General features: G+C 61.8%; 12 protein-coding genes. 11 read left to right on the top strand and 1 reads right to left on the bottom strand.

Annotated features, from left to right (window positions below):
- Window positions 1-181 precede the first annotated feature (181 nt).
- Window positions 182-1390: a hypothetical protein gene (locus tag ACP_RS14270; RefSeq protein WP_015898048.1), complete on the top strand. Its 1209-nt coding sequence runs from the start codon at window positions 182-184 to the stop codon at window positions 1388-1390.
- 529 nt (window positions 1391-1919) lie between these two features.
- Here the strand turns inward: ACP_RS14270 and gltB are convergent.
- Window positions 1920-6368 (bottom strand): glutamate synthase large subunit, encoded by a 4449-nt coding sequence (gene gltB / locus ACP_RS14265; RefSeq protein WP_015898046.1) that lies wholly within the window; start codon window positions 6366-6368, stop codon window positions 1920-1922.
- A gap of 210 nt (window positions 6369-6578) precedes the next feature.
- Here gltB and ACP_RS14260 point away from each other — a divergent pair, with 210 nt between their 5' ends.
- Genes ACP_RS14260 through ACP_RS14215 form a run of 10 tightly spaced genes read left to right on the top strand, consistent with a single transcriptional unit; the run spans window position 6579 to window position 16477 of the window.
- Entirely contained in the window at window positions 6579-7025 is a 447-nt protein-coding gene (locus ACP_RS14260; protein WP_015898045.1) for an arginine repressor, read from the top strand.
- A gap of 28 nt (window positions 7026-7053) precedes the next feature.
- The gene (gene argC, locus ACP_RS14255) at window positions 7054-8109 is read left to right on the top strand and encodes an N-acetyl-gamma-glutamyl-phosphate reductase (protein ID WP_015898044.1); all 1056 of its coding nucleotides are present in this window, start codon (window positions 7054-7056) and stop codon (window positions 8107-8109) included.
- The gene (gene argB, locus ACP_RS14250; protein ID WP_015898043.1) at window positions 8106-8888 is read left to right on the top strand and encodes an acetylglutamate kinase; all 783 of its coding nucleotides are present in this window, start codon (window positions 8106-8108) and stop codon (window positions 8886-8888) included. The genes argC and argB overlap by 4 nt, the downstream gene beginning before the upstream one ends.
- Window positions 8889-8903: 15 nt before the next feature.
- Window positions 8904-10151 carry an aspartate aminotransferase family protein gene (locus ACP_RS14245; RefSeq protein WP_015898042.1) on the top strand — a complete coding sequence of 416 codons (1248 nt, stop codon included), beginning with the start codon at window positions 8904-8906 and terminating at the stop codon, window positions 10149-10151.
- Entirely contained in the window at window positions 10141-11178 is a 1038-nt protein-coding gene (argF, locus tag ACP_RS14240) for an ornithine carbamoyltransferase (protein WP_083770624.1), read from the top strand. Before ACP_RS14245 ends, argF begins: the two co-directional genes overlap by 11 nt.
- 29 nt (window positions 11179-11207) lie before the next feature.
- A complete protein-coding gene (gene argH / locus ACP_RS14235; RefSeq protein WP_015898040.1) occupies window positions 11208-12668 on the top strand; it encodes an argininosuccinate lyase in 1461 nt (486 codons plus the stop codon).
- Window positions 12655-13176 (top strand): GNAT family N-acetyltransferase, encoded by a 522-nt coding sequence (locus tag ACP_RS14230; RefSeq protein ID WP_041839613.1) that lies wholly within the window; start codon window positions 12655-12657, stop codon window positions 13174-13176. Before argH ends, ACP_RS14230 begins: the two co-directional genes overlap by 14 nt.
- A 60-nt stretch (window positions 13177-13236) precedes the next feature.
- Window positions 13237-13896, top strand: coding sequence for a dTMP kinase (gene tmk / locus ACP_RS14225; RefSeq protein ID WP_015898039.1), 660 nt, complete (start codon window positions 13237-13239; stop codon window positions 13894-13896).
- Between the two features lie 28 nt (window positions 13897-13924).
- The gene (locus tag ACP_RS14220; RefSeq protein WP_015898038.1) at window positions 13925-15319 is read left to right on the top strand and encodes a cytochrome P450; all 1395 of its coding nucleotides are present in this window, start codon (window positions 13925-13927) and stop codon (window positions 15317-15319) included.
- 51 nt (window positions 15320-15370) lie between these two features.
- Window positions 15371-16477 (top strand): DNA polymerase III subunit, encoded by a 1107-nt coding sequence (locus ACP_RS14215; RefSeq protein ID WP_015898037.1) that lies wholly within the window; start codon window positions 15371-15373, stop codon window positions 16475-16477.
- Window positions 16478-16508 lie beyond the last annotated feature (31 nt).

Genomic DNA, 16508 nt, shown 5'->3' with positions numbered 1-16508 from the left:
GCCCTAGCACGACGCATCGGCAAAGGCTGCCTCATAAGGAGCGAATCGACGATAAATAGCCCAAGACCTACCATCAGGAGATCGCAGGCGATAACGGCGTTTACCAGGACCGCGAGATCAGTTCCGTCACTGTTTCACTGCGAAAGAGCGTTGGCATTTTACTTTCGTTAGAATCGAGCAAATGCATCTACCGTCCGCAGAGCTTCGCCAAGAGCTTTTGTCAGCCCCGGCGTTTGCGCGTTTCGTGAAGTCGGTCGGCAGCAGCGGCTCAGAAACGACTCTCATCTTCAAAGGTGCGACTCTAACCCTCAAGTATCTGATCAGACGGGCACATCTAAGCATTCTGATCGAACAACTCTCGTCCGGTGAACTCTTGTATGCGGTGTTGATCGATGAATACGACAACAAGCCCGCGGCTATTTGGTCGCTAGTCGAAACGGAGGATGAGTTCTCTGCGTTGATCGATTTAGCCAAGATTCGATCGTTCCCGTTATTTCTCTTTAATGAAGCGGCCGTAAATGTCTGCTGGGCGAATGTCCATTTTGAACTTCTCTCTCCGCTGGATTCGATCATCCGAGCGCCTATTGTTTTCTCTTCACGCGTTAAGACCCAAGAAGACTCGAGACTGGCAGAGGCCGCCATAGATGCAGCATTATCAGGATCTACCTTCTCAATCGCTCTGCGCACGAAAGAGCCACTCAAATGGAATGCGATAACGAGCCACTACATCACAAATCAACTTGTGGCTAGCCCTATTGGGATATTGACTGAGAATGAAGGAGATCAACAGGAAGAGCTATGCACATGGCTTCTTGATAATTTGTCTCCTTCTGGTGCCTATAGAGGGCCAGTGGTCAAGGAAGAAAAGCAGGATCGTGAACTCACAGACGTTTTGATCAACTATCCAGGCGGTTGCTTCCTCATCGAGTCAAAGACCCTAGCTGTATTGGAGCGCGATGAGCTTCCGCCTAGGTCTAGACTTCGAAAGAACGTCCTTAAGAATATAAAGAAAGCCCTTGCGCAACTACCGGGCGCGAGCCGCAACATCCGAGTTGGGTTGAAGGTGACTAGTGCCTCTGGGGAAGCCGTCACCATAAATAAAGAGATGCCGCCGCATTGTATTGTGCTCGTGCCAGAGCTATCGCTTTTGACGTCTGAGGATGCGCTTGGGGGAGACCTTTTGAAGGAGTTCTTGAGGCAGCACGGAGCGTACTTACACATACTCGATCCAAGTGAGTTGATGGATTTAATGCGAGCCGCGGGACATATGGCCTTCTTGAGCGAGAAAACATCTAGAATGATTGCTTTCGATGCAATGCTGATTGCGCGTTGGCAAAAGGCAGTCGACCTCGACTCTCCGCATTTCAAGCTGAAAATACACTTCGTCTAGCAAGCGTCTACCTCCCTAGCAAGAGGGCTGTGATCGCTTCTCATATGTCGGCTTATAACGACCAATCCGAAGCCGCGACTCTGCAATTCCCCCCAAGTACGCATGCGCCAAAGGCGCGCCCGGCTGGACGGCCAGTCCCGGCCAGCCCCTGCCGGTAATTTCCCCTCTATCCGCTATCATGGAAATAGAAGCTCAGAAAAAGACCGCCAAGCCGGTCTCTTTCTGAGCTTTTCCCTTTTCCTGCAGGTCTTCAAGGGGGGGTAATTCGCGTTGATTCTAAAGGACTTGCCAGCCTAATGTCCCGCAAGTCCAGCAATATCAACAGCTTGCAGGACGTTAATAGATGTTTTTTTTGCCTTCCGAGTAACGTTACCCGCGCTCATCGCATCCCGGCGGAAGCCACGCACCCACGCAAACCAGAGCCTGGCTTGCGTGGGATCGTCCTTTTCCCAGTCGGCACCGGCAGAAAAGAAGCCGCCGGACTCTGACAACTGGGGACTGGCCGCTGAAGACGCACCGAAGGTGCGCCCTACTGCGGCTTCGGCGTCATCCGCACAAAGCGCGGAGCCAGCTCGTCCCAGCTCGCCAGCAGGCGATAGGCCCGCGTGCTGCCGGTCTTCTCCGCATGCAGTGAGACCAGGTTGTGAATGCTCGCCTGTGCCTCGGCGTCCAGCGTGGCAAACGGCTCCGGATGCAGGAAGCTCGTATGGAAGCGCTGCTTCTCGACGAAAGCACCGTCTTCGTCATAGATCCATGCGAGGCCGCCCGTCATGCCCGCGCCAAAGTTGGTGCCGGTAGACCCCAGCACCACCACCAGGCCGCCCGTCATGTACTCGCAGCCGTGGTCACCCACGCCTTCCACCACCGCCAGCGCGCCCGAGTTGCGCACCCCAAAGCGCTCGCCCGCGCAGCCCGCGGCAAAGAGTGCGCCGCTGGTCGCGCCATAGAGCGCCACGTTGCCAAGAATCGTGTGCAGCTCGCTGTGCAGCGCCGCCCGGCCCTGCCCGCGCAAAATGATCTCGCCGCCCGAAAGCCCCTTGCCCACAAAATCATTGGCCATGCCTTCGAGCGTGAGCTGCATGGGAGCAACAGCAAACGCGCCGAACGACTGGCCCGCAATGCCCTTCAGCCGGAAGTCGAGCAGGCCATCGGACTCGACGCCCGCCGTGCGCAACGCCGCAATCTGGCCCGCGAGGCGCGCGCCGAGCGTGCGGTCTTCGTTGCTCACGCGCGTGTCGATACGCAGCCCTTCGCCCGCACGGTATGCGGCCAGCCCCGGTTCAAGCCAGGCATCGTCCAGCGCGGCATGCTCCTCGGGCCGCGCATTGCCCTTGCCCTGCCAGCGAATCTCGCCTTCCGGCTTCGCCGCCAGCATCGCCCGCAGATCGAGGCAGCCGTCAAAGTGTACCTGCTCCAGCAGGTCGGTGCGGCCAATCGCCGCATCGAGTGAGGGCAGGCCCAGCTCGGCCAGCAACTGCTGAATATCCCGCGCCAGCTCCTCAAACAGCCGCACCAGGTGCTCGGGCCGTCCGCGGAACTTCGCTCGCAACTCAGGCCGCTGCGTGGCAATGCCCGTGGGGCAGGTGTTCAGGTGGCACTGCCGCGCCATATCGCAGCCCAGGGCCACCAGCACTGCTGTGCCAAAGGCAAACTCGTCCGCGCCCAGCATCGCCGCAATAACCACATCCCGCGCCGTGCGCAGTCCGCCGTCCGCGCGCAGCCGCACGCGGCCGCGCAGCCCTGTCGCCAGCAGCACCTGCTGCGTCTCGGCCAGGCCCAGCTCCCACGGATCGCCGGCATACTTGATGCTCGTCAGCGGCGATGCGCCCGTGCCGCCCGCATGGCCCGCAATCACAATGTAGTCGGCATACGCCTTCGCCACACCGGCCGCGACCGTGCCCACGCCGCACTCGGCCACCAGCTTCACGCCAATCGAAGCCTTCGGGCTCACCCGCCGCAGGTCAAAAATAAGCTGCGCCAGGTCTTCAATCGAGTAGATGTCATGATGCGGCGGCGGGCTGATCAGCTGAACGCCCGGCTGCGCATGACGCAGGCGCGCAATCAGCTCGGTCACCTTGTGGCCGGGCAACTGGCCGCCCTCGCCGGGCTTGGCGCCCTGCGCAATCTTGATCTCGATCTCTTCGGCATGCGCCAGATACTCCGCCGTCACGCCAAAGCGGGCCGAAGCCACCTGCTTGATGCGGTTGTTCAGCAGCGTTGCCGGAACCTTCTCATTCAGCAGCGGCAGCTCGGCCTTCGGCTGGTAGACCTCAGGGTCTTCGCCGCCCTCGCCCGTGTTCGAGCGCGCGCCCAGCATGTTCATGGCTGCCGTAATGGTCTGGTGCGCCTCAGGGCTCAGCGAACCCAGCGACATGGCGCTCGCAATGAAGCGATGCGTAATCTGCGGCACCGGCTCAATCTGCTCCATCGGCAGCGGCGACGCGGCAGCGCGAATCTGCAGCAGCTCGCGCAACACCGTCGGCGTCTGCTCCACCGTCTGCGTGCGGAAGGCCGCCCACGCCTGCGCGCGCGCCTCCGGCTCCAGCACGGCCACGGTCGAGGACTTCGCCGTGCCCACCACCGACTGCAGCAGACGCACCGTCTGCGGCTGCCAGGAGTGCGGCTCCGCGCGCTCGGCCTTGCGGAAGCGGACCCAGCCATAATCCGGCAGATCGGTCTTCTTCCCTTCCTCCGCCTGCCCGCCATCGTGATAACCGCCCAGCCACAGCTCGCGCAAGTTGCTCTCAATCTGCTGGAAGCCCACGCCGCCAATCGGAGCCGGCGTCCCGGCGAAGCACTTCTCCACCACGTCGTGGCTCAGGCCAAGACAATCAAAGAGATGCGCGCTGCGGTAGCTGTCCACCACCGAAATGCCCATCTTCGACATCACCTTCGCCAGACCCGCATCCATCGCGTGCAGCAGGTTCGCTTCACCGCTCTCCGGCTGCAGTTGCCGCGCCGACTCCAGCGCCAGCCACGGGCACACCGCGCCCGCGCCCATGCCCAGCAGGACGGCCACATGATGCAGATCGCGGCAATCGCCCGCTTCCACCGCCAGGCCCACGTTGGTGCGCAGTCCGCTGCGAATCAGCGAATGGTGCACCGCGCCCAGCGCCATGGCCATGGGCAGCGGCATTGCGTTCACGCCGCAGCTCCGGTCGCTTAGCAACAGAATCGCAGCTCCGCCCCGCACCAGCTCATGCGCCTTGGCACACAGGTCGTCGAGCGCCGTCACCAGGTTGCACTCCGGATGAAAGACACAGTCGAGCACCGCCAGCGGCATCTCATCGGCCAGCACATGGCGGCGCTGGCGCAGCGCTTCCATCTGGCCCAGTGACAGGATCGGCGATGCCAGCGACAAGCCGGGCAACGGCTCGGTCTTGTCCAGAATGTGAGGCCACGGACCCAGACGCGTATGCAGACGAATCACGCAGGACTCGCGCAGCGAATCAATCGGCGGATTCGTCACCTGCGCAAACCGCTGCCGGAAGAATGCATATACCGGTCGCGGCGCGCGGGCCAGCGGAGCCAGCGGCGTGTCGTCGCCCATCGACCAAACGGCATCCTTGGCGTCCACCACCATGGGCTTGAGCACCATGTTGACGTCTTCGCGCGTGTAGCCAAAGCCGAGCTGCAGGCGGCTGACCTCTGAGGCCTCAAGATGCGTCACAGGAACATCGTCTTCGAGCGTCGCGTCTTCAAGCAGTTCCTCATACAAAGGAGCCACGCCGTCAAACAGCGCCTGCACCTGCTCATCCTCATAGAGAGCGTGGCGCACCAGGTCGGCCAGCAGCATCTGGCCAGGGCCAAGACGGCCGCTATGCACGACGTGCTCGGGATCAAGATCGACCAGTCCCGCCTCAGAGCCGACGATCACCAATTCGTCATCAGTCAAAAAGAATCGGCAGGGGCGCAGGCCATTGCGATCTAGCGCGGCGCCCACCAGGCGCCCATCCGTAAACACCACCGCGGCCGGACCATCCCACGGCTCCATGCAGTCGCCGTTGTATTGCAGAAAGGCCGAGTCCTTGGGCGTCACCGCGGGCGGCAGCACCATGCGCACTGACTCCGCAACCGTGCGGCCATTGCGCGTCAGCAGCTCGATGGTCTCATCCAGACTCGTCGAGTCAGAGCCATCGGCGGTATAAATTGGCTTCAATTCATCGGGCAGCGTCGCGGCACGCGCATCCATACGGGCGCGATTGCCCCAGATGGTGTTGATTTCGCCATTGTGGCCAATCATTCGGAAAGGCTGCGCGCGATCCCACGAGGGCGCAACGTTGGTGGCAAAGCGCTGATGAAAGACCGCGAAGGCCGTGGTGTAGCGCTCGTCTGCGAGATCGGGAAAGAACTCCGGCAGCAGGCGGCCCGCGCACATGGATTTATAAATCAGCGTGGAAAAGCCGAGCGAGCAGACATATCCCTTCGCATGGCTGCGCTCGAACTGCTTGCGCGCCAGGTAGGCGCGGCGGTCCAGCTCATCGAGGGGCGTGGACGCATACTTCGGGGTAATCAGCACCTGGCGGATCACCGGCATGCTCGACAACGCAATGCGGCCCAGCACCTCGGGACGCGTGGGAACATCGCGCCAGCCCAGCACTTCCAGTTGTTGCTCGGCCAGAGCGGCCACCAGCTCGCGCTCGGCCTCAGCAAAATCCGCGGGCAGAAAGAGCATGCCGACGCCCAGCGGACGCCCCGCTGCCAGCGTGAGGCCGGTTTCCGTCAGCAGAAAATCGCGGGGAATGCCCGTAGTAATGCCAATGCCGTCGCTTGAAAGACCATCCGCGGCCACTGCGCCACGATGGGCCAGGCGCGAGAGCGCGGTCAGGGCCATAGCCAAAACATCGTGGGTCGGGGTGTTCCGAAGCGCCGCGATGAAACCAACGCCGCAGGATTCATGGTCGAACCGGGCGTCTAGAAGAGAGAAATGGGACCCTCCGGACAACGAGGCCGGAGCGGTGGAGCTGCGCTGTTCCATAATCCACTATAACGGCGTTCGCCTTTGGGGCGAAGCGCTTTCTTTCGTCTGGAGTTCACCGATGGCTGGCCGTTTCCCGTGGACGCCGGCCAGAGAAAACAAAGCCGGCTGGGCAACTTGACAAGCCCCTCATGCATATTTATACATGGAAATGTATTTTTATGCATTCGAGAGGCGCGGCCTTGCGAAATAAGGCCGCGATTTCTTTGCTTGAGTAAACACGAGCGGCACAACGCAATTCGAGAATTGATCGCGCAGCGGCCCATTGCCAGCCAGGACGAGCTTCGTCGCAAGCTGGTGCGCCGCGGCTTTGACGTAACGCAGGCAACGCTCTCGCGCGATATCCACGAGCTGCGCATTTACAAGGGCCCCGGCGGTTATGCGCTGCCCAACGGCAACGGCCACGACGAGCAGGACGATCTGCCCGACGTGGATGAAGTCATGAGCAGCTTTGGCCTGAAGGTAAAGCAGGCGCAGAACCAGCTCGTACTGGTGACCACGGCCGGCAGCGCGCAGCCCGTGGCGCTGGCCATTGATCACGAAGACTGGCCGGAAGTGGTCGGCACGCTGGCCGGCGACGACACGGTATTGATTATTTGTCCTGACCAGAAGCGCGCCACCGTTCTGGCCGAACGGCTGGAAAAGATTATCGGCTGATGCCATCCACGTAGAAGGCAGAGAGAAATTGAGTCAGACAGCTAAAGTTGCGGTGATGGGAGTCAGCGGCTACGCCGGCATGGAGCTGGCGCGCCTGCTGTTGCACCACCCTGCATTCAGAGAGCATGCGCCCCTGTTTCTGGGCCGCGCCGGCAGCACGCCCGAGCCGCTGGTGAATCTGCATCCGCACCTGCTCGACAACAATGGCTCGCGCAACCTGCGTGTTGAGCCGCTCGATTGGCGGCGCCTTCAGGACGAAGGCGTACAGGTGCTGCTGCTTGCCACGCCGCATGAGCAGTCGCGGGCCATGGTGCCGGAAGCGCTCGCGCGCGGCATTCGCGTGGTGGACCTGAGCGGCGCGTGGCGGCTGCAGGCGGTGGAAAATCGCGCCGTCTATGCCTTTGAAGATGAGGGCAGCGCCACGGCACAGGCCGTACAAGCCAAAGCCGTCTACGGCATGCCGGAACTGCATCGCGAAGAAATCCCCAGCGCTGAGATTGTCGCCAATCCCGGCTGCTATGCGACGTCGGTGATTCTGGCGCTCAAACCGCTGGCGCAAGCTGGTTGGCTGGACTTGAATCGCGGCATTGTCAGCGATTCAAAGTCGGGCGTCTCGGGTGCGGGCAAAGCACCCACGGCCAAAACGCACTTCATGTATGCGGCCGACAACCTCTCTGCCTATGGCCTTTTTGGCCACCGGCACACGGGCGAGCTGCTGGAGCAGTTGCAACTCACGCGGGAGCAGATCGTGTTCACTCCGCATCTGCTGCCCATTCCACGCGGCATCTTGTCGACGATCTACGTTCACTTCACAGAGCCCAGAGAGGCTGAAGAAGTGGAGAGCTGCTATCGCGCATTCTTCGCCGCCAGTCCCATGGTGCGCATTTATGGCGCCGGGCAACTGCCGCAGATTCAATACTCGGTCCGCACCAGCTACTGCGACATCGGGTTCCAGCTGGACCAGGGAGGACGACGATGCATCATCGTTTCTTGCCTGGACAACCTGCTGAAAGGCGCCGCCAGCCAGGCGGTGCAGAACCTGAATCTGATGTGCGGCTGGAAGGAAGCGGAGGGACTCAAATGAAATACGTCGTCAAACTCGGTGGAGCGGCGCTTGAAAATCCTGAGATTTTCATGGCGTGTGCGCGTGCCGTGGCCGATCTTGTCAAAGACGGTCATCAGGTCGCGCTGGTGCATGGCGGCGGCGTGCAGCTCACGCGCACGCTCAAGCAGCTGGGCAAGCAGAGCGAGTTCATCGCGGGCCTGCGCGTGACCGATGCCGAAACGCGCGACGCCGCGCTGATGGTGCTGAGCGGCCGCGTGAATAAATCGCTGGTAGCGGCGCTGGGCTCGCTGGGGCAAGCAGCGATGGGACTCTCTGGCGGCGATGGACTCATCTTTCGCGCACGCAAAAAGCGCACCGTCCCGGATCTCGGATTTGTAGGAGAAATAGTGGCCTCGGACCCGCGCTGGCTGGAAGCCATCTGGAAGATGAACGCCGTGCCTGTGATTTCAAGCATTGCGCTCGGCTTCGATGGCGAGTACTACAACGTGAACGCCGATGAGATGGCTGCAGCCTGCGCCGCGGCCTGCCGTGCCGACGCGCTGGTCTTTTTGACCGATGTGCCGGGCGTGCGCGGTGCCGATGGCACGATCATGCGCTGGCTCACGGTCGATCAAATTCCGGTGCTGAGCCAGACAGAAGTGATCAGCGGAGGCATGCTGCCCAAGCTCGGCGCCTGCCGCGAGGCTCTGCTGAATGGCGTCAAGCGCGTGCGTATTCTTCCTGCCGAGGCAGCTCATGTGCTGCCCGACCTGTGCAGTGCCCGTGTCACCGATGGCACTGAAGTCATGGCGAGCTGAAGGAGAATTTTTGAAATGAACCTACAGGAAATCAAGGCAGCCGAAGCCCGGCTGCTGTTGCCCACATATGAGCGCTATCCCATTCACTTTGTGAGCGGCGAAGGCGTCTATCTGATCGACGAAAACGGCGAACGCTACCTCGATCTGCTGAGCGGTATCGGAGTGAGCGCGCTCGGATATGCGCACCCCGCCATTGAGAAGGCGATTGCCGAGCAGAGCCGCAAACTGCTGCACATCTCGAACCTGTTCTTTCATGAGGGGCAGGCCGAGTTGGCGCTGCGCCTGACAAAGGCCAGCGGCATGGATCGCGCCTTCTTCTGCAACAGCGGCACCGAAGCATGGGAGGCCGCGCTGAAGCTCTCGCGCGCTTATGCTGGCGCGCAACGCGAAGGCGGTAAGCCGCTCGGAACCAGGTTCCTGGCGCTCGAAAACAGCTTTCACGGCCGCACCATCGGCTCTGTGGCCACTACACACAAGGCGAAGTATCGCGAGCCCTTCGCTCCGGTCATGCCGGGGGTGGAGTTTGTGCGCTTCAACGATGTCGAGGACCTCAAAGCGAAATTCTCCACCGAGGTCTGCGCCATTCTGATCGAGGCCGTGCAGGGCGAGGGCGGCATTCGCCCCGTCTCGCAGGAGTTTATGAATGCGGCACGGGAGCTCACCCGTTCCACCGGCGCGTTGCTGGTGGTGGATGAGATTCAGGCCGGCCTGGGACGCACCGGTAAGTGGTTTGCCTATCAGCACTACGGCGTGCAGCCGGATGTGACGACCGTGGCCAAGCCACTCGCGGGGGGCCTGCCTCTGGGCGCAATGCTCTGCACCGAAGCCGCGGCCAGCGCCATTCACCCCGGCATGCACGGCACTACCTTTGGCGGAGGTCCGCTGGCCTGCGCCGTGGCCAATGCCGTGATGGAAACCATTGACAGCGAACACCTGCTGGCTCATGTAACTGAAACTGGTACGTATTTCCGCGAGCAGTTGAGCGCGCTGGCCGCAAAGCATGAATGCATTGTGGATGTGCGCGGTCTGGGCCTGATGCTGGCCATTGAACTGGCATCCGCCGAGCAGGCCAAGGATGCGCTGAGCGCCATGCTGCAGCGGCGCATTCTCATCAACCGCACGCATGAGACCGTGCTGCGGTTTTTGCCCCCATTCCTTCTGAACCAGGCCGAAATCGATACGGCGGTTCAGGCACTTGACGAGATTTTTACCGAGCAGGCGGCAGAGCACGTGCGCGCTCATACAGGAGGTCATGTTGGCTAGCAAAGCTGCCATCTACCAGGACGAATTCGTTGCCCCCGTGCCGTCGTCCGCGATTGAATCATTGGCCGGCCGCGACCTGTGCTCCACTGCAGACTTCACGGCCGCTGAAATTGCCGCGGTGCTTGATCTGGCGCATGCCGTGAAAGCGCGCCCGCAGGATTACCGCTGGGCGCTCGACGCCAAACAGCTTGTGATGTTTTTTGAGAAGGCCTCGCTGCGCACGCGTCTCACCTTTGAGACCGCGATCAATACGCTCGGCGGCTCGGCTATTTTTGTGGACCAGACACAGTCGCCGCTCGGCGAGCGCGAGTCGCTCTTTGACATGGCGCGCAACCTGGAGCGGTGGGCCTCAGTGCTGGTATTGCGCACCTATGCGCATGAAACCATCACGGAGATGGCGCAGTACGCCTCGGTGCCAGTGATCAATGCACTCAGCGATCTCGAGCATCCCTGTCAGGCGCTGGCCGACTTCATGACACTGCAGGAGCGCCTCGGGCCGCTGAATGGACGCCATCTCACGTATGTGGGCGATGGCAACAACGTGTGCCACTCGCTCATGCTGATGGCCGCGCAAACGGGCATGCACTTCACCGTGGCCACGCCGCGCAACTATGCGCCCAAGGCCGACCTGGTAGCGCTGGCGCGCAGCATCGGCAATGTGACGGGCGCGAATATCTCGGTCATCAACGATCCGATAGCCGCCGTGACCGGCACCGACGCCGTTTACACCGACGTATGCACCAGTATGGGATTTGAGCATGAGGCGACCAAGCGTGCGCCGATCTTCAAGCCCTACCAGGTGAACGAGACGCTCATGTCGCAAGCCGCGCCGCACGCGATCTTTATGCATTGCCTGCCCGCGCATCGCAATGCTGAGGTTACGGATGCGGTCTTCGATGGTCCGCAATCTGTGGTGTTTGACCAGGCAGAGAATCGCATGCATGCGCAGAAGGCGTTGATGCTGCTGTTGCTCGGCGGTCTTTCGAACCAGAATAAAAAGTCAGCCACCGGCACTGCCGCCCGCTGAAAGCAGGAAGAAGAGAAAGAGGTTTTGAAGTGAAGATGTGGTCTGGCCGCTTTCGCGAGCCACTCGATCCCGCGTTTGATCACTGGCAGCGCTCGCTGCAGTTTGACTGGCAGCTTCTGCCCGAAGAGGTCGCGGCCAGCAAGGCACATGCGCTGGCTCTGGAAGCCGCCGGCGTACTCACTGCCGGCGAGCGCGAGGCGCTGCACAATGCGCTTGATCTGGTCACGAGCCGTTTCCACGCGCCGGACGGCTCCGGCCCATCGTGGGTGATGTCCAATCAGGAAGCGGAGGATATTCATCACTTTGTGGAACTGCAGCTTGTGGCCACGGTGGGCGACCTGGGCCTCAAGCTGCACACCGGCCGCAGCCGCAACGAGCAGATTGCGACGGATCTGCGCCTTTTCGTGCGCTCGCGCGCGCAGATGCTGCAAGCCTATCTCGGCACATGGGCTGAGATTCTGGTGGCCCGCGCTCAACAGATGGGCAACGCGGCCATGCCGGCCTACACGCATCTGCAACGTGCCGAGCCTGTGCTGGTAGCGCACTGGCTGCTGGCCTATGCCGAGATGCTGCTGCGCGACGCCTCGCGTCTGGAAGACTGCGTGCGCCGCCTCAACTATTGCCCGCTCGGCTCCGGCGCCGTGGCCGGAGCGACGCTGGCGCTCGACCGCGGCATCGCGTCGCAGGCCTTGAACTTTGCAGCGCCCACAGCTAACAGCATGGACGCCACCAGCGACCGTGACTTTGTGCTGGAGTTTCTGCAGGCGCTCACCGGCATCGCGCTGCACGCGAGCCGCTTTGCGGAAGAGATCACGCTGTATGCCACGGCCGAGTTCGGCTTCGTGGATTTGCCTGAGGCCTACTCCACGGGCTCAAGCGCCATGCCGCAGAAGAAGAATCCCGACCTGACGGAGCTGGTGCGCGCCAAGGTAGGCCGCATCAACGGCGCGGCGCAGGCCGTGACGCTGCTGCTCAAGGGCTTGCCGCTGGCCTACAACAAGGACATGCAGGAAACCCAGGAGCCGCTCTTTCAAGCGACGATTGCCACGCACCAGATGCTGCACCTGCTGGCGAAGTTCACGCATGCGCTGCAGTTCCGCACAGACCACATGCAGGCTGCATGCGAGTCCGGATTCCTGAACGCCATGGCCGCGGCCACCTATCTGGTTCACAAGGGCATTCCCTTCCGCAAGGCGCATGAGATTGTCGGTCACGCCGTGCGCCTGGGCCTCGATAAGGGCTGCGAGCTTGCGGGGCTTTCGCTCGATGAGTTGCGCAGCCTCAGTCCTGAGTTTGGCGCGGACTTCTACGACGCCGTCACGCTGGAGTCCACGCTGGATTGCCATGATGTGCTGGGTGGAACAGCGCGCGCGCAGGTGCAGGCTTCGCTCGAAGCCATGCAGCGCCGCACCGGGGACCTGGTGAACGCACGCGGCCGCATCGACCTGGGACTCTCCACCGTTGCGGAGGTCAGCCATGCAGATTCGTAAAGCGCGCCTGCAGGACGCCACCAACATCTATGAGATTGTGAACAGCCTCTCGGGAGACGGCACGCTGCTGCGGCGCGCCTTCGCTGAGATTTGCGAAAACATCCGCGACTTTACGGTAGCGGAGAGCGATGCAGGCATCTTTCTCGGCTGCGGCGCACTGCATCTCTATGGCCCGCATCTGGCAGAGGTGCGCTCCATTGTTGTGCAGCCCGAGGCCAAAGGCCAGGGCGTGGGCGGCCGCCTGCTGTTCTCACTCATCGATGAGGCCGAGCAGCACGGCGTCGGCTGCGTGTGCCTCTTCACACGCATTCCTGACTTTTTCTACCGCTATGGCTTTCGCACCGTCGAGAACCGGGCCGCGCTGCCCGACAAGATATTCAAGGACTGCCAGAATTGCCCGCGCCTCTATCGCTGCGATGAGGTCGCGATGGCACGCGGCGACGTGCCTCGCGTCTCGATCCTTGGCCCGCGCATGGAAGCCGAGCACCTCGTGCGCATTGCTGGCTGACAACTCTTCTTTGCGAGCAGACCGCAGCGCTTCCCGCTTGCGGTCTGCTACACTCCGGCCATGCGGCAGGGCTTTTTTCTTACCTTTGAGGGCCTGGATGGATCAGGCAAATCAACCCAGCTTCGCAGGCTCGCGCAATGGCTTGAGGCGCGCGGGGAATCCGTTGTCGTCACGCGCCAGCCGGGAGGCACGCGCATTGGTGACGGCATCCGTGCGTTGCTGCTTGATTCGCGCACAGAAAGTATCTCCCCCATGGCCGAGTTGGGCTTCATGTTTTCTGACCGTGCGCAGTCGATCGCCGAGGTGATTCGCCCCGCGCTCGACGCAGGCAAGATCGTGCTGTGTGACCGCTACACTGACTCGACTGAGGCCTATCAGGGCGGCGGACGCCAGCTCGGCAGCGAGTTGGTGCGCAACCTGCATCAGGTGATGTGCGGCGGGCTTGATCCTGACCTCACGCTGCTGCTGCTGCCGGACTTCGCGCGCTCCCTGGAGCGGGCGCGCCGCCGCAACGGCCGCGTGGCCGCTCGCGAAGGCAAGGACGAAGGCCGCTTTGAGCAGGAGAATGAAATCTTCTACCGCCGCGTCTTTGATCAATACGGTGAAATTGCGCGCCGGGAGCCTTTGCGTGTGGTCGCAATCGAGAGCGACGAGGGCATTGAGAGCATCCACCAGCACATCGTACACATAGTAGAAGAGCGTTTGGCGCGTCGGGGGTGAACCCTCGGGCCGTGCCCCAGGAGTCTGCATGGCCACAGCAGTTCAAACCCGCAAAGAATTCCCCATCGTCCGCCGGGGCGAGTATCGCCTGCCGCCGGGGCTCAAGCTCAACCTGCCCTTTTACCTCACCCGGAAGTTTTTCAAACCGGGCGATCCCATCAAGCTCTTCGAGTATCTGCAAGAGACATACGGCTCCATGTCCCACTATCGCATCGCGAACAGCGATGTCTTCGTGGTGCATGAGCCGGAGTTCATTCGCGAAATTCTCGTCAACCAGGCCGACAAGTTCATCAAAGAGCGCACACAGAAGCGCATGAAGATTCTGCTGGGCAACGGGCTCATCACCAGCGATGGCGAGTTTCACAAGCGCCAGCGCCGCATTGCCGCGCCGGCCTTTCACCGTCAGCGCATTCAGGCCTACGGTGCCGTCATGACAGATCGTGCGCTGGCCATGCGCGAAGAATGGCAGCCCGGCAAGGAGATTGGCGCGCTCGCCGAGATGATGCGGGTGACACTGCAGATTGTGGCGCGCACGCTGCTCAACACTGACGTGACAGCCGAAGTGCAGCAGATCAATGACGAAGTGAACGCCATCATGGATCTCTACAACTTCCTGGTGGCCCTGCCGCGCGCCGAGGCTTATCTGCACTGGCCCATTCCGGGGCTGATGCGCTTTCGCCGCGCACGCAAGCGGCTCGATGCGGTTGTCTACCGCATCATTGCGGAGCACCGGCAGGAGAAGACCGACGGCGGCGACTTGCTCTCGATGCTGCTGCGCTCACGCGATGATGAGGCCGATCACTCCGGCATGACCGACGAGCAGGTGCGCGATGAGATTCTAACCATCTTCCTCGCCGGATATGAAACCGTGGCCACGGCGCTCACGTGGACGTGGTATCTGCTGGCACAGAACCCTGAAGCCGAAGCGCGCATGCATGAGGAGATCGACACCGTGCTGCAGGGCCGCACACCCACACTCGAAGACCTGCCCCAGCTCAAGTATGTTGAGATGGTCTTCGCCGAGTCGATGCGGCTGTATCCGCCGGCCTGGGCCATGGGCCGCCAGGCAACGGCAGACGTTGAACTGGGCCCCTATCGCCTGCCCGCCGGCAGCTATGTCTTCTTCAGCCAATACATCATTCAGCGCAATCCGGAGTACTGGCCCGATCCACTGGAATTCCGCCCCGAGCGTTTCTCCGTCGATCAGAAAGCAGCGCGCTCGCGCTTTATCTACTTCCCCTTTGGCGCGGGCAGCCGGCAGTGCATCGGCGAGTCCTTTGCGTGGATGGAAGGCGTGCTGGTGCTGGCCACCATCGCGCAGAAGTGGCGTCTGCGGCTGATTCCCGGCCAGCAGGTCGAGTTGCAGCCCAAGATCACCCTCCGGCCCAAGCCGGAGATTCGCATGCTCCTTGAGTTAAGGTGAGCGGCGCTCCGGCCGTGTAAAGCCGTCGCGCATGGATGCTACCCTGTAGCCGTGGGTTTCAGCGACTTCATCGGCAATGAATCGGCGGTACGGCACTTGCGGGAGGCGGTCGCGGCAGGACGCGTGCCGCACTCGTTGCTCATGGCTGGTCCGCGCGGGGCAGGCAAATATACGCTCGCACTCATGCTGGCACAGGCCATCAATTGCCTGCGGCAGCCGGTCACCGATGGACTTCCTGACTTCTGCGGCGAATGCGCCAATTGCGAACGCATCGGCCAGGCAATGGATCTGACGGCCCGCGTCGACGAGGCCATTGCGGCCCGCGAGGACCTGCGCGAGACCGACAAAAAAGAAACACGCATTCTCGTCCAGACTCACCCCAGCGTGCTGGTGATTCCGCCGGACCCTCCGCAACTGCTCATCAAACTAGGCCAGGTGCGTACCCTGATCCGTGAGGTCTACCGCACGCCCTCGGAAGCGCGCCGCTCGGTTTACATCTTCACCAGCGCGTCGTTCATGAAAGAGGCGGCGAACTCTCTACTGAAGGTGCTCGAAGAGCCTCCCAGCCATGCCCTGATTATTTTGCTGGCAGAGAATCCGGGAGAGCTGCTGCCGACCATTCGCTCGCGCACCAGCCTGATTCGTCTGGGAGCGATTGCTACCGAACAGATTGAGCCGCTGCTGGCCTCAAGGCGCGGCGACCTCAAACCCGCGGAGCGGGCGCTGGTGGCGCGGCTGGCCGAGGGCGCGGTGGGGCGGGCGCTGAGCTTTGACCTGCCGGCTTATCTAACCTATCGCAATGAAGCACTGCAAATGCTGCGCTTCACGCTGCAACAGAATGACCACAGCACGCTCTTCCGCATGACAGAGGGCTACCGTGCAGGGGCTGAGGGGCAGGAAAAGACAGTGGGGCTGATTCGCACCTTGCGGTCTCTGCTCGAAGATCTTCTGCTGCATCTCTCCGGCGCCAGCGGGCTGGTGCGCAATATCGATCTGCAGCGAGAGCTGTCCGCCATGGCGCAGCAAATTGATGTGGAGTGGATTGAGCGGGCCGCGCGCGGATTGCAGTCCGTGGAATCGGGAATGCGCCGCAATCTGTTGCGTTCGATTTCACTCGATGCCTTTGCCACAGATCTGGCTGCTTCCATACAGCACTAGGCTCGTTCCAGCCGGGATTTATCCCTCTCGC

This window comes from Acidobacterium capsulatum ATCC 51196 (assembly GCF_000022565.1).
Taxonomy (GTDB): domain Bacteria; phylum Acidobacteriota; class Terriglobia; order Terriglobales; family Acidobacteriaceae; genus Acidobacterium; species Acidobacterium capsulatum.
This window is presented reverse-complemented; position numbering and strand designations above follow the sequence as displayed.